The organism is Actinoplanes sp. SE50/110, from assembly GCF_900119315.1.
Classification (GTDB): domain Bacteria; phylum Actinomycetota; class Actinomycetes; order Mycobacteriales; family Micromonosporaceae; genus Actinoplanes.
The window spans coordinates 6,356,608-6,373,899 of sequence record NZ_LT827010.1 but is presented as its reverse complement, the minus strand read 5'-3'; the positions used below and the strand labels follow the sequence as shown (position 1 = coordinate 6,373,899).

The following is a 17,292-nucleotide window of genomic DNA, read 5'->3' as shown; positions in this document are numbered from 1 at the left end:
CGGTTGAACCAGTGGCTGAAGTGGGCCACTGAAAGTTCATACCAGCAACGGGCAGGCAATCTCGCTGCCGGTCATAGCGGCTGGATGCCTGAGTATCGGCGCCGCGGAGCGCTGCCGCCATCATGAAGATCGCGCACATACTCCGCCCGCCTAGGAGCAGCCCCTCAGCCTAAACTGCCCTACACGGGCCCCGTGCTCTTGCTGCTGCGCGGGGCCCGGCATCTTCACGATGCCGCCAGCATCACCCCAGCGGCACCCCCGCGCTCGGCTTGACGGGCGACATGTGACTAGGTACTGTTATCACGTACGCCCCAGTCTCGCCTCTGCCATGTGCATGCCGCTGGGGCTCCTTTTTTGCCCAAAAGATCGAGCAAGCTGACTCGATCGGGTTCTTTCCCCGCCCTCGCACCCACACAAGCCGCCAAGCCTACTACCGTTGTTCAGGTGGTGGGCCATCAACATGCCGCAGCAATCCCGCAGTGGATCTCCCCGGACCGGTTCGAGCCATACCTGCGCCACGCCGGCCACGACCGCGACAAAGCGTGCGAACTCTACGAATGGGCCGCAGAGCTCAACTCCGCCGCGTTCCAGGCCATCCACTACGTCGAGGTCATCCTGCGGAACGCCATCGACCTGCAGCTGCAGAAACGCCGCAATGAAGATGCCGCCAAGATTCCCTGGTTCCTGACCCCGCTAGGCAGCGACAACAAAAGCCAGCAAGAGATCGACTACGCGGTAGCGCAAGTCCGAGAACGACTCCGCAAGGTAGACAAGCGCAAAGACACCCGCGCCCAGATCGTCGCCGGCCTGACCTTCGGATTCTGGGCCAACCTGCTGCAGACCCGCCACGAAGACCTCTGGCGCTCAACGATCCGCCACGCCTTCCCGCGCTCCTCCGGCAACCGCTCCGACGTCGCACCCATCGTGTTCAAGCTGCGCACCTTCCGCAACCGGCTCGCCCACCACGATTCCCTGCTCGCCGTCGACGTGCCGTTCCAGATCAACCAAATGATCACCCTGCTCGATTGGATCGACGAAGACGCCGCCCACTGGCTGCGCTCCACCGAAAAGGCCACCGCGGTGCACGCCCAACGACCGTTCGCCCGCAACGACACCGTGGTCGTCGCCGGCGCCGACGCTTGGCCGCTCTACCAGAAAGTCCACGCCTACGTCTGCCAGCCCGGCCGTGCCTTCCAACCTGTCGAACACCTCGCCTTCTATACGGCCCGAGCCATCCAGCCAGAAATCCCCGTCATCCGCGAGCGCATCGACAACGTCGACTGGACCACCGCCGAGAGCCGCCGACGGCGCGCCACCGGCGACCCCAAAGACCAGCGCCTCGCCGACATCATCGACCAAAGCATCGCCGACGGCTGGACCGGCGGCCGATACCAAGTCTTCCTGCTCTCCGCCCCCGGCGACACAGGCCACCACACCCGCCGATCGACCATCCCCCACACTGCCCCGCCCGGCCGTGGGCAGGCCTACACCCAAGGCCAGCGCTACGCAGTCCGGCAAAAGCTGATCAGCGCCCGCACCACCAGCGACCTCACCTAGTACTCCAGCAGGAGAACATTCTGAGTTGCTGTGCCGGCCGGCTTGACCAAACTCCGGTAACGCGCTCGCCTAGCTCGATCTTGCACCCAGTCGATCCATGTGGCTAAATCTGTCTACCTCTCGTGAAAGAAGAGTCAGACATGCCTCGACGGTCCCCTCGGCTGTGGTTGCTCACCATAACCACCGCTGCCGTTTCCCTGCTGGCCAGCCTTCCGGCTGCCGTCTCCGTGCAGGCAGCCGCAGCTACCGCGTACGGCCAGGATGTCTCCGACTATCAAGGCAACGTCAACTGGGCCGCACAGTGGAACGCCGGCTCGCGCTTTGCCTACATCAAGGCCAGCGAAGGCAACTACTACGCCGCTTCCTACTTCGCCAGCCAGTACAACGGCGCCTACAACCAAGGCATGATCCGCGGCGCCTACCACTTCGCCATCCCGAACGCCTCCAGCGGCATCAGCCAGGCCGATTACTTCATCGCACACGGCGGCGGCTGGTCAAAAGACGGCCGGACCCTGCCCGGAGCGCTGGACATCGAATACAACCCATACGGCGCCACCTGTTACGGCCTGTCCCAAGCCAGCATGCGCACCTGGATCACGAAGTTCCTGAACCGCTACCACGATCGGACCGGCCGCTGGGCCGTCATCTACACCACCACCGACTGGTGGAGCACCTGCACCGGCAACTACAACGGGTTCTGGGCGAACTCGCCGCTCTGGCTCGCCCATTACGCGAGCACACCGGGAACGCTGCCGGCCGGCGCATCGACGTGGTCGTTCTGGCAGTACTCGGACAGCGGCCCGTTCGCCGGCGACTCGAACCAATGGAACGGCAGCCTCGACCGGCTCAGGGCCCTCGCCTGCAACGGCTCCTGCTGAGCAGACGACTTGGGGTTGTATTCAATGGCGTTGGACAGCAGGTGATCGATGATCTGCCGGAGGCGGTGCGGGTCGGCTTCGACTAGCAGCGTGGGGGGCATGTCGGTGTGGATGCGTCGTTGGGCGTCGACGGGCACGGCGGCGACCGCGGCGTTGACGATTCGGCGGCAGGCTGGAACTGAACCAGAAATTTCTCATGGATGCTGATCGCATCAGCGGCTTACCGATGAGGGAAGCTATTCCTATCCACGGTTGAAGTCGTCCGGGGTTTCGACGGCCTTCGCTCTGAACGCCTTGCCCAGCAGATCAGGTCCGCCGTCGACGAGGGCGTAGAAGTCGACGTCGGCCGGCACCGAGTCGTGGGATTCACTGTTTAGGGCCTCATCGAGCAAGGTGGCAGCCTCGGCCATCCCGAAGTAGCGCAGGGCGATGATCGCGCGCCTGACGCGGGACGGCTCGTTGGCCTCCAGGGCGAAGTACAGGCCGCCGCCCATCGCCGAGTTGTAGACGCGCATCAGGTGAGTCAGGTGCTCGATACCGGGCGGGGTGCCGTCGGGCACCCCGCCCTCGATGCCGTAGTCGTTGGCTTCTTCCCAGATGAGGTCGAGGTCGTCCGGGCTGTCGCAACCATGGGCGAGCACCTGGGACAGGGTGGCGAAGGTGTCGCGTGCCTCGGCGTTGGCCAATTCGGTCGTCCATCCCTGCAGCCAGGGGTCTGCAACGGAGAGCAGAGCTTCCCGGGTGTGGCCGACCAGGTCTTGCAGGGGCGAAATCAGTCGGATGTTGGGGATGAGGTCGAGTTCCTCGAGCCTAGCGAGCTCCTCGTCGAACTGCTGCCCGCCGGGCAGAGCAGCCGCGACGACGGCTGCAACTGCGACGATCTCGTCCGGGAAGAACTCCCTCCCGAGGAGGTCGGGGTTCTCCTTGACCAGCAAGAAGGTGCGTCTGAGGACGGCCTGCCGCTCGGCCGGAGGGTGGCCGGCGAGCTCGCCGAGGAAATCCATGGCGCCGTCACTAGAGAACGGACCGGCGCCGAAAGTGCCCATGGTCCCCGACGGTACAAGATCGTGCGGAGGGGTTGTGGAGGGGCGGGACCAACGGCGGAAATCTATTGGAGGATGACGGAGTTCAACAAACTCGATGTCGACATCAACGTAGTCAGGCGTCAGGCGGCCAGGCGATGAGCAGCGCTTTGTCAGCGACAAAAGAGCGCGATCGCCTTCCGGCCGCTGCCGCGGTCAGGGGCGGGCGTCTGCCCCTGACCGGCCAGCGTCCAGCAGCGGCTGGCCGAGACGATCCGCGGCCGGCAGTACGAAGAAGTAGCCGCCGCCGACTGGCAACACGTACCGCTCGAGTGGTTCGCCGGCGAGCCGGCGCTGCACGGCGGCGAACCCGCGCTCGATGCTGTTCTGGTAACAGATGAAGAGATGGCCCTCGTCAGGTTGGCCGGTGGGGTCAAGGCCCCGCCGGAACGAGTATCCCCGGCGCAGGATGCCGCCGCCGGGAGGTCCGGCAGTGCCCGGATCAGCCCGGCGGACGTGCGCGTCGAGCGGTGTCCGGCCGAGCGGCGCGCCGTCGCTCTTACGCCGCCCGATGATCAACTCCTGCCGACTGACCGGATCATAGTTCCACCGGGCGAGTGCCAGCCGGATTGTGCGCACCACCAGGTATGTACCCCCGGCCGCCCACGCGTCTCCGGCACCGACCGGCCGCACCCAGAGCCGATCGTCCCCCTCGGGGTTGCCCGCACCCTCCGAAAAGCCGAACAGGTTGCGGCTGGTCGGCCGGCCGTGCGCGTCGGTGCCGTTCCCGGCCCGGAATCCGGTAATCCGCCACCGGAGCCGGATATCCGGTGTCAGTAGTGACCGCAGAGCCCGCTGGGCCGTACCGGGCAGGTCCGCGCCGACCTGCAGCAGCAGATCTCCATGGCATTGCGCTGGATCAAGCAGGTCGTTGCGGAAGGCAGGCATTGGCACGAGCTCGGGTGGGCGTGCCGTAGCCAAGCCGAACCTGGCGTCGAACAGCGACGCGCCGACGCTCACCGTCGTCTCCACCTGCCCGCCGAGGGCACGAATGCCCCGGTCCAGCATCGCGAACAGGCGCGTCACGACGTCGAGCCCGGCACCGCGTAGGTCAAGGGCGGCCAGCACGGTGGCGTTCGGGGGCAGGCTGACGATGCCGGGCTGATGCCGCGGGGCGCCGGTGGTGCGGAATTTCGCCGCCGCGGCGACGGGCCATGCGAGGACCGCGCGGCGGGTGACTTCTCCCATCTGATCTACACCTCCATCGGCGAGTTGAAACTGTCCGCCGCCGGCGGCATGATCAGGAACGGGAAGGGATTCAGGAGTTCGGTCCAGTCGCGTTCGTCGAGGTAGCCGTTCCCATCGACATCTACGATCGACATAAAAATGCCCTTGAGTGACGTGTCGTAGAAGACGTGACCGCCGGGCAGGTGACGGCCTCGCTCATCCAGACCGTGGTAGTGATTGGCTCCGGTGCCATGCGCTTCGCGATGGCATGCCCGACCGCCGCCACCGGCGGCCGTACTAACGTCTTTGGCCAGCTTTCGCGCGCCCTTGGCGCTGTTGGTGGCAACATGCAGACCGGCTTGGTAGAGGCGCATAGCCTCGGCCCTCGCCACCTCGCGGATGACTCGGAACCCCGCGCCGCTGACGAGCGCGACCTCCTTCCACACCATGCCGGTCGGGTCCGCTCGGCTGATGGGCTCTCCAGCTGCGTAGGCGTAGAGACTCCCGCCTGTGCCGGCCGGGTCCTCGCTGATGAATCTGCCGATGGCGGGCGAGTAGTACCGGGCTCGGTAGTAGTAGAGGCCGGTGCCGTCGTTCTCCCGGCCGGTGTACTGGTAGCGGTTGGTGCTCGGCGTGCCGGTCGTGGTGGTGGCACCGTACGGTTCGTAGCTGTAGCGGGTGGCGATGCCGTTGGCGTCGGTCAGAGCGACGGTGCTGCCGAGCGCGTCGGTGAGGTGGTATGTGGCGGTGTTGCCCTCGATGCGTCCGAAGTGGTCGTCCAGGTCGAGTCCGCCGAGGAGCGTGGCGGTCGGTCGTGCAGTGGTCTGCTCCTGGACGGCGTTTTTTCCGTCGTACAAGTAGTTGCTGGTGACGGCGCCGACCGTGACGCTGGTGCGCCGACCGAACTGGTCATAGCGGAAGGCGGCGTTGCCGACGGCCGTGAGCTGGTCGCGGTCGTTCCAGCGGTAGTTGCGGGTGCCGTCGGAGGTGAGGTTGCCGTTGCTGTCGTAGGCCAGGGCGGCGTTGCCCCACCGAGTGAGACGATCTGCGGCGTCGTAGGTGGCGCCGGTGACGGCGGGTGGTAGGTCGACCTGGGTCAGGCTGCCGTCGACGCCCTGGCGACGCCCCGCTGTGTCGTAGCGGTAGGTGATGCCGCCGAGCGTGGCGGTGCCGCGCCGGTAGTCGACGGCGGTCGCCTGACCGGTCGTGTCGTACGCGTAACTGGTGGTGACCCCGTCCGGCAGGCTGACCGAGGTGCGTCGGCCGGCGGTGTCCCAGCCCAGCCGCACCGCCGCACCGCCGCGGGTGACGCTGGTCAGCCGGTCGGCGGCGTCGTAGGCGTAGCCGACGGCGGGCTGGCCCTGCACCGTCATGCCGGTGCGACGGTCGGCGCTGTCGTAGCTGTAGTCGACGCGCCCCTGTGGTGTCTGCTCGGTGACCAGCCGGTCGAGCGGGTCGTAGGCACGGCTGATGACGCCGGCGGCGGTGGCCGGGGCGGTGCTGACTTGCAGGAGCCGGTCGCCAGCGTCGTAGGCGTAGGTGTCGACACCGCTGCCGCCGTGCGCCACGGCGGTGGGCCGGTCCAGGGCGTCGAAGGTGACGGTGCTGGTGACGCCGCGCCGGTCGGTGTAACCGGTGAGGTTGTCGCCGCGGTCGTAGGTGTAGCGCTCGGTCTTGGCCAGCGGGTCGGTGCGGCTCGCCACCCGTCCCTTGGCGTCGTAGGACCACCGGGTGACGCCGCCGCGCGGGCCGGTCAGGGACACCAGGTTGCCGCCGGGATCGTAGGCCATCCGGCTCACCCCGCCGTGAGCGTCGGTGACCTGCACGATCCGGTCGAGCGGATCGTAGGTGCGGGTCTGCACGGCGCCGACGGCGTCGGTAACGAAGACGGGGCGACCTCCCGGATCCACCCACTGGCCGCCGGTACGGCCGAGCGGGTCGGTGACGGTCGCCAGCAGGCCCGCCCGGTAGGTCAGGCGCGTCGTGGCGTTCACCGGGTCGGTGACCTCGGTCGGCCGGCCCGCGGCGTCGGAGCGGAACGTGGTCCGGTCGCCGGCCGCGTCCGTGACCGAGCTCAGGGCGCCGCGGTCGTCGTAGGCCAAGGCGGTGGCCCGGCCGAGTGGATCGACCACGGAAGTGATCTGCCCGAACCGGGGTTCGTAGGAGAAGCGCCAGGTCACCTGCCCGGACGTGCCGGCCAACCGGGTCACCGAGGTGAGGTTGCCGCGGTCGTCGTAGGTGTAGCCAGTCCGTCGGTTCAACGGGTCGACCACGCCGATGACGCGGTTGGCGGCATCCCGGCTTAGAGTCACGCTTCGGCCGACCGGCGTGCCCGCAGCACGAGTTTCCACGGTGGCGTAACCGGCCGCGTTGAACGTCGTGCTCCGCTGCACGCCGCGAGGGTCGGTGGCCACAGTCCGGGTGATCCGGCCGCCAGCCCCGGTCTCGTACGCAAATCGCCAGGTTCCGCCGTCGGCCAGGGTCTGGGTGGCGACCCGGCCGTGGCTGTCGTAGGTGTTGCGAACCTTGACGATGCCCGCCGGGGTGGTGACCGATAGCATGCGGTGGGCGCTGTCGTACGTGTAGGCGGTGATCCCACCGGTCGGATCAGTCACCTGTGTCAGGCGTCCCGCCGTGTCGTACGCGTACCGGACGGTGCGGCCGAGATTGTCGCGGGCCTGCGTGATTCGACCGTTGGTGTCGTCGGCGAAGCTGATCCACCGGCCGCTCGGCGACGTGACCTGGGTGATCCGACCGTCGCCGTCCCGGGTGATCGTGATCCGGTTGCCGAACCGGTCGCGTACCGCCGCCAGCGGCCGGTACTGCGGGAACTCCAGCACCGTGCCATCGCGCAGTGTCAGCAGCCAGCCGCCCGCGGCGCCCCAACTGATCCGCGAACGGTAGAACTCGCCGGGGCTGCCGGTGTGTTCGAACACGGCGTCGGACCAGCCCGTGCCCGCCGAGGTGCGCACGTAGTGGACCCGGCCGCCGTCTGGCAGCACCAGGTCGACCTGGCGGTACTGCTCGGCCGACCACAGGAACATGTCGTAGGTCAGCGTGGTGCCGATGCCGAACGCCCGGGACCTTGGGTCGCCGGGCCGATACGTGCGTTCCAGGCCGATCGGCAGCACGTCGTCGAGGCGCAGGTCGGTCTCTGAGTGCAGGAAGAGGCCGGTGGCGCAGTCCACCGGGTCGCCGGCCTGGCTGCAGCCACCCGGCGGGGGCCCGACGTCCGGCGGCAGGTTGCCGGCGTTGAACATGGCGCCGGTGAACTCGTACACGCCGACGCCGGGCGCGGGCTCCACCTGCCGCCGGTCCGGTGACACCTGGCCGTGGCCGTAGACGTGCCAGCCGCGGCCGCCCGGTTCATAGCTCCAGAACTCGACTTTCTGGCGCGCCGGCAGCCGGCTGTGGTTGGGGTAGATGATGCGGGCGCCGCGCGGCCACAGGTAGGCCCCACCGGGCTGCACCGTGAAGTAGACGGGCGCGTGGACGCCCAGGTGCGGCAGCGGGAACGGTGGCCGGTGGGGCGGGATCGCGGTGATGCCGAGCCGGCGTACCACCGCGCCGTTCTCGTCCCGGATCACGGTGCCGGCCGGGATGTGCACCTCCAGGCCAGGCACCTTCGGGTTGGTCAGTACGACTTCGCGGGTCGTGGGCGACGCGACGCGGACTTCGTGGGCGGTGTCCAGTTCAGGCATCCAGACGGTGAACGGCAGCACGTTGGCGGTGTCCGCCACCAGGTCCACCGTCGCTTCGAACACGCCGTACCGGCGGCCGGCACGGTTGGCGGCGTGGCCGTCGATGTGCAGCTTATGCCGCCCGGACGGCAGGCCGGTGATGGTGAAGTTTCCGGCTGGATCAGCGACCGCGGCCCGATTACCGACCCGCAGCGTCACCTTGGCCAGGCCGGCGCCGTTCAGCCGGGCTACCCTGCCCGTCAGCGACGTGGTCGGCGCGGCCAGCCGGGGGCGCTCCGCCGGACGCGCTCCGCCGGACGCTGCCGTCAGCGCCACCTGCAGGGTGCCGGTGTGCTGGTCGCGAGGATCGACGACGATCGTGTAGGTGCCGGCTGTGGGCAACGTCAGGGGATCGGGGGTGAGCTCGTTTCCGCTGGAAAACGTCCAGTAGTCCAACTCTTCGCCATCCGGCTTGAGTACCGTCAGGACGCCCGAGTCGATCGTGATGCCGGTCGCCCGCAACGTCACCCGCTGGCCCACCGACCCGGGAAAGGTGCGCCGGCCGTTCTGCCCGGCGGCGGTGATGCGGACGGTCGACGCCGGCCCGCCCACCGTGACAGCCGCCGTGTCGTCGGCCGGCACCGCCGCCAACGCCACCTGGAGGGTGCCGGTGTGCTGGTCGCGGGGGTCGACGACGATCGTGTAGGTGCCGGCCATGGGCAAGGTCAAGGTGTCGGTGAATAGCTCGCCGCCGCTGGAAAACGTCCAGTAGTCCAACTCTTCGCCATCCGGCTTGAGTACCGTCAGGACGCCCGAGTCGATCGTGATGCCGGTCGCCCGCAACGTCACCCGCTGGCCCACCGACCCGGGAAAGGTGCGCCGGCCGTTCTGCCCGGCGGCGGTGATGCGGACGGTCGACGCCGGCCCGCCCACCGTGACAGCCGCCGTGTCGTCGGCCGGCACCGCCGCCAACGCCACCTGGAGGGTGCCGGTGTGCTGGTCGCGGGGGTCGACGACGATTGTGTAGGTGCCGGCCATGGGCAAGGTCAAGGTGTCGGTGAATAGCTCGCCGCCGCTGGAAAACGTCCAGTAGTCCAACTCTTCGCCATCCGGCTTGAGTACCGTCAGGACGCCCGAGTCGATCGTGATGCCGGTCGCCCGCAACGTCACTCGCTGACCCGCATAGCCGGCGAGGACAACCATCGCGATCTTCTCTGGTTTCGACACCCGGACCGTGGTGGCGGCTCCCGTGGCCAGCGACGTGGTGAAGTCGACGTCAGCCACCCCGAACGATGACGGCGGCACGTACGCGTATCCCGAACTGCGTGTCTGCCCGAAGGGGGTAGACACGCCGATCGGCCCAGAGGTGACGCCCGCCGGCGCCCGAACAGTCAGCGTGCTCGCTGTGGCAGCGACCACCTCGCCGAGCTGGCCGTTGAAGTCGACCGCGTTCTCTGCGAGGCGGGGTGAGAAGTTGCCACCCTCGATCCGCACGGTCGATCCGGCCGCGACGGTCACTGGACTGATGCCGGTGACCGCTGGTCCAGGCGGTGGAAACCGGAACGGCTGGGCGCTGGTGTACGCACCGGTCGGCGTGGCCACCCGGATCGGGCCCGACGTCCCGTCGCTGGGCACCCGAACTACCAGCCGGGTCGTGGAGGCGGACAACACGGCGGCGGGAGCGGAGCCGAACTGCACTGAGTTCTGTGCCGCCGTCGCGGCGAAGCCGCGGCCCAGGATGGTCACGTCGGTGCCGGCCCGGCCCAGGCGCGGGTCAAAATCGATAACCCCGGCCGTGGTGGGGTTCTCCCGCCGGACGGCGGTGATGTTGCCGGCCGTGTCGTACTCGTATCGGGCTACGCCGTCGGCGCCACCGGCGCCTCTGACAACGGTAACGAGGCGGCCGAGCTCGTCGTAGACGAAGTCCGCGCCGCTGCCCACAGCGCGGGCCGTCGCCGGTAACGCGTCGACAATCACGGCAGACGGTGCCAGCAGTGCAACGATGATCAGATATATGAACGCTGAACCGAAGCCATGCTTACCTCGAAAGCCCCAGATAACCATACTAGGAACTTAAGGCATCTACTTGTTCAAAGCGGGAAAAGCTCGCGGTCTAGCATCTGGGCCGGGCGATCCCGCTGTGCGAGCAGGCGTTGGCCATCGACGCTGGGTGCTCGGCGACCACCACCCTGACACGCTAAGCTCGGTGAACAACCTTGCCGGCGCCTACGAGACGGTCGGGGATCTGGGGCGGGCGATTCCGCGATACGAGCAACACGCGCACCGCCACCAACCGCGACTCACGGTGGCTATTTCCCGGCCGCCGCGCCGGCCAACCGCTCCAGGCGCGCACCCCGTCGCCACTGATCCCCGAACTTGGCGTCCCGACCACCAGCGGCCGCACCGCCGCAATCCGCCAGCACGTCCTTGACCTGCCAGCCCCGATCGTCGTGGAATCCTTGAGGCGTGACGGGCCGAGTTCAGCGGGTAGGCGTCTGTTGTGACGGTTGCCGCTGCTGAGAGGTTGGCAGTGGGCACGACCTGCCGGGGATGGGCACGGCGTTCGTTGTGGTGGCGGCCTGACAAGGGGGATCACTGTGGTGCGGGAGCACGGCGACGTCCAGCCGGGCGCGCAGGCGGCCGGTGACGGCGGTGTCACGGTCTCCCATGCTCAGGGTCTGCAAGTAGGTGATCGCAACGTCCAGCACAACCATTTCCCTGCCGCCGCTGTGTCGCCGGTGTCGGTGCGGCCGGCTGCGGTGCCGGCGCCGGACGGGTTGGTCAACGTGGCGGTGGCGCCGGGTGTGTTCGTCGGCCGTGGCACGCAGCTCCGCCAGCTCGATGAGGTGCTGGCCGAGCCGGGGGCCGCGGTGGTTCAGGCTGTCCACGGGTTGGGTGGGGTCGGTAAGAGCACACTGGCGGCACAGTGGGCGTGGCAGCACCGTGACCGGTACCGGCCGGTGTGGTGGATCGACGCGGACACGACAGCCGGTATCGACGCCGGGTTGGCCACGTTGGCGACCGCTTTGCAGACCGACCTGCCCGATGGCCTATCGCTGGAGGTGCTGCGGGAACGGGCGCTGCAGTGGCTCGCCTCGCACGACGGGTGGCTGCTGGTCCTGGACAACGTCAACGACCCGGGCGATGTCGCCCGCTTGTCGGCTCGTGTCGGCACCGGCCGGGTGCTGGTCACCAGCCGGCGGGCCACCGGCTGGGCGGGCATTGCCACCGCGATCGCGTTGGATGTGCTCGACCTCGATGACGCTGTCGAGGCGATGCGGCAGGTCTTGGCCGGCAGTGGCCGTGACCGCGACGCCGACGGGCTGGTGCAAGTGGCCCGGGAGCTGGGCTGTCTGCCGCTGGCGGTGGACCAGGCCGCGGCATACCTCGCCGAAACAGGCCTGTCCAGCTCCGCCTACCTTCAGCTGTTGAAGCAATATCCCGCCAACATGTTCGCCCACGGCGGTGAAGGTGCCGGTGAGCGCACCATCGCCCGGGTCTGGCGGGTCACCCTCGACCGGCTCGCTGACACACCTCTGGCGGGCAAGATTCTGCGGGTCGTGGCCTGGTACGCCCCAGACGCCATTTATCGTGCCCTGCTTGCCGGATTGGCTGACCCGCCGACGATCGCCCGGGCGCTCGGCCGACTCGCCGCCTACAGCATGATCACTCTCGACGAGCACACGCTGACTGTGCATCGGCTGGTTCAGGCGGTCGCTCGTACTCCGGATCCTGAGGACCCGCACCGGCAGCCTGATGACATCGACACCGCCCGTACCCAGGCGATCGCTGAGTTGCGGGCGGCTATGCCCGATGACTGGCGCCTGCCGAAGCATTGGCCTCGCTGGCGTGCATTGGTGTCCCAAGTAGAAGCCCTCGCCGAGCACAGCAGCAATCGCATCGACAACGACACCGCGGCCAGTTCGCTCTACAACCAAGCAGCAGTATTTCTCCACGACCAAGGCGTCGTAGCTCGAACCATCCCGCTGTTTAAGCAGGCGCTCTCGGATCGGCGTCGGTTGCTCAGTGATGACCACCCCGACACTCTGACCTCGGTGAACAACTTAGCCAGCGCCTATAAGGCGGCGGGGGACTTAGGCCGCGCTATTCCGCTGTTTAAGCAGGCGCTCTCGGATCGGCGTCGGTTGCTCGGTGACGACCACCCAGGCACTCTGACCTTGATGCTCAACCTCGCCGGCGCCTACGAACAGGCGGGTGATGTGGGCCGAGCTGTGCCGCTGCTTGAGCGGACACTCAGCGCCTACAAGCGGATACTCGGAGATGATCACGCGGACACTCTGAACGCGATGAATGGTCTTGCCTCGGCCTGCGCCTCAACGGGTGATCTGGGCCGGGCTGTTCCGTTGTTCGAGCAGTCGCTTACCGACTGCCGTCGAGTGCTCGGCGAGGACCACCCGCAAACTCTGATTGTGGCGAGCAACCTTGCCTCCGCCTATACCTCAGCGGGTGATGTAGGCCCGGCTGTTCCGTCCTGCGAGCAGTCGCTCACCGACTGCCGTCGTGTATTTGGCGACGATCACCCGCAAACTCTAAGCGCGGTCCGCAGTCTGGCCCATGCTTACGAGGTTGCGGGTGATGTAGCCCGAGCTATTCCGTTGCTCGAGCAGTCGCTCACCGACTACCGTCGAACACTCGGCGACGACCACCCAGATACCTTGAGCGCGGTGAATAGCCTTGCCTTCGCCTGGGCTTCGGCGGGTGATGTGGGCCGTGCTGTTCCGTTGTTCGAGCAGTCGCTCACCGACTGCCGTCGAGTGCTCGGCGACGACCACCCGCATACCCTGACCTTGATGAACAACCTTGCCAGCGCCTACGAGCATGCCGGTGATGTGGGCCGGGCTATTCCCTTGTTCGAGCAGTCGCTGACGGGACGTCGTCGAGTGCTCGGCGACCGCCATCCGGACACACTGGCATCGATGAACAACCTTGCCAACGCCTACGAGCAGGCCGGTGATATGGGTCGGGCTGTTCCTTTGTTCGAACAGGCGTTCACGGGACGTCGTCGAGTGCTCGGCGACCACCATCCCGATACTGTGCTTTCGTTGAACAACCTTGCCACCGCGTACTGGACGGTGGGTGATGTGGACAAGGCGGTTCCGTTGCTCGAGCAGTCGATCACCTACTGCCGTCGGGTCTTTGGTGACGATGCCCCCGGTACCGTGCTCTCATTGAATAATCTCGCCTTTGCATACCGAGCGAGAGGCGACGTGAGCCGTGCTGTTCCCTTGTTCGAACAGGCGCTTGCTGGCTGCCGGCGCGTCTTTGGCGACGATGATCCTCGCACCAAGCTCGTGGAGGAGAGTCTGACGCTGCTTTGTGGCAGCAACGAATAGCGTTCCACTTCCATGGTTGTGGAACGCGGGTAGACGCGTAGGAAGCCCCGCATCTGCCGGGGCTTCCTGCATCGTCGGTGCCGGGGTGTGGCTGTCAGCCGATGGACCAGGAGCCGTCCGGCGCAGCACCTGCACGCATTGGCCGAGGGGGCCGGTGATGCTGCGGGCGAACCACACCCCGATCGCCACGCTCAGCAGCAGCACGCCGGCGACAGCGCTGAGCACGATGGCCCGGACCCGGTGGTAGGTGTCCTGGCTGTCCTGGTGCTGGGCGGCGGCGTCGGCGACGGTGGACTTGGCCATCTTCGTCAGCGCGTCGCGGATCGCCGCTTTCGGCTGGGGTTGCCGGCACCTGGAGGGCGGCAAGCTTGTCTTGGCTGCGTTGCGCTGAACCTCTTTCGGCGAACCGATCAGGCCAGGTGGAGGGCTCGCCGCGCCCATCCGAGGTGGCGCGAGCGGCCTGTAGGGTGCCGTGTGCTGGTTGTAGCCGAGACCGGCCAGGTGTTATCCCGAGGCGATGAGTCATCGTCGTTGAAGGACTGCAGCCCGTACCCCGTACGCGCGGGAACTCGCTGGCCTGCTGGAAATCCTCTACGACAGCGCCGTACCGAAAACCAACCGACACAGCGGCGGTGAGCAGACTATGACCATGCAACGGCTTCCAAGACGGCACCGCTCGGGGCCCCGCTCTCTCGACCGCCAGGGCCAACAGTGAACATCATCGTCAGTACGGACGCCGGCACTGTGTATCTGAACGTGGCCGGTGAACTGGACATGGACACGGCTGACGACCTGCATAAACCTCTGCACCAAGCGGTCACTCGGCCCGGCACCACCACGATCGTGATCGACTTCGCCCAGGTCAGCTTCTGCGACTCCTCCGGTATCGCAGTCCTCGACCGCGCCTACGGTGAGGCCCGGGATGCAGGCATCACCCTGCGACTGGTGAACCCGCAGCCGACAGTCCGCCGGGTCCTGAGCCTGCTCCGCATGTTGCAGACCCTCACCGGCGCGGATTGACCTCGTAGGGGGATCGTCGCAGCCGTCGAGTAGGCATATGGTGCTACGAACGGCGACGCTCCAGCCTCCTGGCTATGGCCGTCATGCGCCGTCGCGACCACCTCACCGGCTACGAGCTGACCGTGCTCGGCTCGCTGACGGACCCCGTTGAGGCGCTCAGCGCAAAGATCACCTGCGAATTGGCCGCCGGTCACGACGAACAGCACACGGCATTCCTCATCGCCACCCAGCACGGCGACCACTGGTGGATCCGCTGGGACGCCGGTCAGCGCGCGCTGACCCTCGCGGACTTCTGCGACCACCACAACCAGCAGAGCGACGACGACTGCCTGCTTCCCAAAGCGCACCCCGGCCGATACAGCTTCGAGTTCGAGTCGTAGCGAGTTCACCGCTTGGTCTACTCCATTCCTCTGACTCTTCCGGTGCCGGATGTTTCGGCACCGGAGGACTCATGTCCTTGCCGAGTCGAGCCGATGGGCTCGGTGTGAACGCAGTCGAGGTCCGGACCCTCCCGGTCGAGTTGTTGATCAGTGATGTGGGGCGCCGGATGACGGCGCAGGCCCTTGCCGCTTTGGAGGAGCTGGGTCTCAGCGAGGGCGGCTGGTGGGTGCTCAGCGCGCTGGCGGCGGCCGCGGACGGGCTGTCGCTGGTCGATGTGGTGCAGCGGACGGCGTTGAGCTCGTCGACGGTTACCACGGTCACCGAGCAGCTCGCCGAGCGTGGCTGGATCGAGCGCCGGCGTGCTGTCGATGATCGCAGGCGGGTCCTGGTGGCTATCACACCGGCCGGGTGCGCCTTGCTGGATGCCGGGCGGGCTCGATGTGAGCAGGTGTTCGCGGCACATCATGACGTGTTCAGCGATGGGGAGTGGCAGCAGCTCGCCACCCTGCTGGGCCGGCTGCACGCCGTCGCGAGCACAGCCGTGCCGCAGGCGGGTGACCGGGCAGTCGATGCCGGCGCCCGAGCGGCGGTGGCAGCACAGCATCGCGACGGCGTTGCTGGTCCGCGTCGGGGTGGCGATGTTCCTGCCGATCAGCATCGCCACGGTGTGGCTGCTGATCGACCCGCAGGGCCGGCAACTGCTGCAGATCGACCTGTCGCGGCGCATGTTGTACGTGATGGCGCTGCTGCTGACGCTGCTGTTCGCCGAGGCCGTCATCGACATGCGGCGCCGGTTCGCGCGGGTGCGCACCCTGCTGGCGGCGATGGAGTCGCTGGCCGCCGGTGACGTCGACGTGCGCGTCGACGACCGGGGCCGTGACGAGATCACGCTGGCCGCGGCGTGCGTCAACCGGGGCGCGAAAGGCCTCGCCATGCTGCTGGGCCAGGTGGCCGATCACGCCCGGGAGTTGCATGCCGCCAGCGATGGGCTGTCGGAGCACGCGGGGGCGGTGACCCGGCACACCGCCGAGACCGCGCAGCAGGCGATGCTGCTGTCGCAGTCCATCGGCGAGGTCAACACCACCCTGCACCAGCTGCGCGACGGCGCCGGCGAAGTGCGTTCCAGCATCGACGCGATCGCCGCCCGGGCCGCCACCGCCGGGCAGGCCGCCACCGACGGAGTGACGGCCGCGGCGACCACCCGCGACAGCGTGACCCGGCTGGAAACCTCCAGCACCCAGATCAGCGGCGTCGTCGCGTTCATCAACAGCGTCGCCGCGCAAACCAACCTGCTGGCCCTCAACGCCACCATCGAAGCCGCCCGCGCCGGCGACGCGGGTAAGGGGTTCGCGGTGGTGGCCGGTGAGGTGAAGGGCTTGGCGCAGCAGACCGAGCAGGCCACCGGCAGCATCGACGCCCAAGTCGACGCGATCCGCGAGGACGCCGCGGCCACCGTCACCGCGTTGCAGGGCATCGCCGGTGCCATCGCGCAGATCAACACCGAGCAGGAATACATCGGCGCGGCCGTCGACGCGCAACGGGCCAGCACCACCGCGATGACCCAACGCGTCAACGACACCGCCGACACCGCGCTCGCGCTGACCGCCACCATCACCGACCTCGCGCACACCGCCAGCCGATCGACCGAAGGCACCCGCGAAGTCGCCGACGAGATCGCCACCCTGGCCTGCATCGCCGCCGGCCTCGACCAGCTCACCGCCCGCTACAGCACCAGTACGCCTCGAACGCAGCCCGTCCCGGCGGCCCCGCGCACCGCGCGGCCCGCCCCGGTCGAGCAAGCCGCGATCGAACTGTTCTGACCTGGCCTGCCAGCCAGCACCGTCCTGCCGACACACCTCCCGAGACCAGCACAAGGAGCCCGCCACCGTGCCCACCGTCCCCGGCTACGACCTCGACCAGCCCACCCAGGCGTCCCTGACCGCCGCCCTCAGCGCCCAACTCGGGCCCGAAACCGCCCGCGCGCTGGTCGACCTCACCGCCAAGAAACTGCGCCTGACCCGATCCGGCACCACCGACGACCTGGTCCGCCTCACCGAGGAACTCATGACCATCGGCGACGTCCTGCGCGTAACCGCCCGCTCCGAGAAAATCCGGGCCGTCACCTACCGCGCCCTGCACCAGAACGTCTGAGCCGCCAGCATGCGCGCCCTCA

General features: G+C 67.8%; 10 protein-coding genes and 1 pseudogene. 8 read left to right on the top strand and 3 right to left on the bottom strand.

Features of this window, described 5'->3' with window-relative positions:
* Window positions 1-444: 444 nt before the first annotated feature.
* On the top strand, window positions 445-1,557 hold the full coding sequence (locus tag ACSP50_RS28650; RefSeq protein WP_014692803.1) for an Abi family protein: 1,113 nt from the start codon (window positions 445-447) through the stop codon (window positions 1,555-1,557).
* A gap of 140 nt (window positions 1,558-1,697) precedes the next feature.
* Window positions 1,698-2,435 (top strand): lysozyme, encoded by a 738-nt coding sequence (locus tag ACSP50_RS28645; protein ID WP_014692802.1) that lies wholly within the window; start codon window positions 1,698-1,700, stop codon window positions 2,433-2,435.
* A gap of 242 nt (window positions 2,436-2,677) precedes the next feature.
* On the opposite strand, the gene ACSP50_RS28640 is transcribed toward ACSP50_RS28645, so the two are convergent.
* From ACSP50_RS28640 to ACSP50_RS28630, 3 genes are all read right to left on the bottom strand, one after another.
* A complete protein-coding gene (locus tag ACSP50_RS28640) occupies window positions 2,678-3,481 on the bottom strand; it encodes a DUF4259 domain-containing protein (protein WP_014692801.1) in 804 nt (267 codons plus the stop codon).
* Between the two features lie 192 nt (window positions 3,482-3,673).
* Window positions 3,674-4,705 carry a Dyp-type peroxidase gene (locus ACSP50_RS28635; RefSeq protein ID WP_014692800.1) on the bottom strand — a complete coding sequence of 344 codons (1,032 nt, stop codon included), beginning with the start codon at window positions 4,703-4,705 and terminating at the stop codon, window positions 3,674-3,676.
* 5 nt (window positions 4,706-4,710) lie between these two features.
* Entirely contained in the window at window positions 4,711-10,428 is a 5,718-nt protein-coding gene (locus ACSP50_RS28630) for an RHS repeat-associated core domain-containing protein (RefSeq protein ID WP_080128048.1), read from the bottom strand.
* A gap of 533 nt (window positions 10,429-10,961) precedes the next feature.
* Between ACSP50_RS28630 and ACSP50_RS28620 the strand changes: the two genes are divergently transcribed.
* From ACSP50_RS28620 to ACSP50_RS28595, 6 genes and pseudogenes are all read left to right on the top strand, one after another.
* A complete protein-coding gene (locus ACSP50_RS28620) occupies window positions 10,962-13,718 on the top strand; it encodes a tetratricopeptide repeat protein (RefSeq protein ID WP_052311738.1) in 2,757 nt (918 codons plus the stop codon).
* 711 nt (window positions 13,719-14,429) lie between these two features.
* Entirely contained in the window at window positions 14,430-14,738 is a 309-nt protein-coding gene (locus tag ACSP50_RS28615; protein WP_014692795.1) for an STAS domain-containing protein, read from the top strand.
* A gap of 74 nt (window positions 14,739-14,812) precedes the next feature.
* Window positions 14,813-15,118 (top strand): hypothetical protein, encoded by a 306-nt coding sequence (locus tag ACSP50_RS28610; RefSeq protein WP_014692794.1) that lies wholly within the window; start codon window positions 14,813-14,815, stop codon window positions 15,116-15,118.
* Between the two features lie 71 nt (window positions 15,119-15,189).
* Window positions 15,190-15,468, top strand: a pseudogene (locus ACSP50_RS45185) (helix-turn-helix domain-containing protein); the annotation flags it as partial.
* Between the two features lie 289 nt (window positions 15,469-15,757).
* Window positions 15,758-16,939, top strand: a complete 1,182-nt coding sequence (locus ACSP50_RS28600; protein WP_231956736.1) for a methyl-accepting chemotaxis protein — start codon at window positions 15,758-15,760, stop codon at window positions 16,937-16,939.
* A gap of 67 nt (window positions 16,940-17,006) precedes the next feature.
* Window positions 17,007-17,270 (top strand): hypothetical protein, encoded by a 264-nt coding sequence (locus ACSP50_RS28595; RefSeq protein ID WP_014692792.1) that lies wholly within the window; start codon window positions 17,007-17,009, stop codon window positions 17,268-17,270.
* Window positions 17,271-17,292: the final 22 nt, after the last annotated feature.

Excerpts from the sequence above, each read along its gene's own strand:
- ACSP50_RS28645 (WP_014692802.1), top strand. The coding sequence starts at position 1,698 with ATGCCTCGACGGTCCCCTCGGCTGTGGTTGCTCACCATAACCACCGCT.
- ACSP50_RS28630 (WP_080128048.1), bottom strand. The coding sequence starts at position 10,428 with ATGGTTATCTGGGGCTTTCGAGGTAAGCATGGCTTCGGTTCAGCGTTC.
- ACSP50_RS28600 (WP_231956736.1), top strand. The coding sequence starts at position 15,758 with ATGTTCCTGCCGATCAGCATCGCCACGGTGTGGCTGCTGATCGACCCG.
- ACSP50_RS28640 (WP_014692801.1), bottom strand. The coding sequence starts at position 3,481 with ATGGGCACTTTCGGCGCCGGTCCGTTCTCTAGTGACGGCGCCATGGAT.
- ACSP50_RS28610 (WP_014692794.1), top strand. The coding sequence starts at position 14,813 with ATGGCCGTCATGCGCCGTCGCGACCACCTCACCGGCTACGAGCTGACC.
- ACSP50_RS28635 (WP_014692800.1), bottom strand. The coding sequence starts at position 4,705 with ATGGGAGAAGTCACCCGCCGCGCGGTCCTCGCATGGCCCGTCGCCGCG.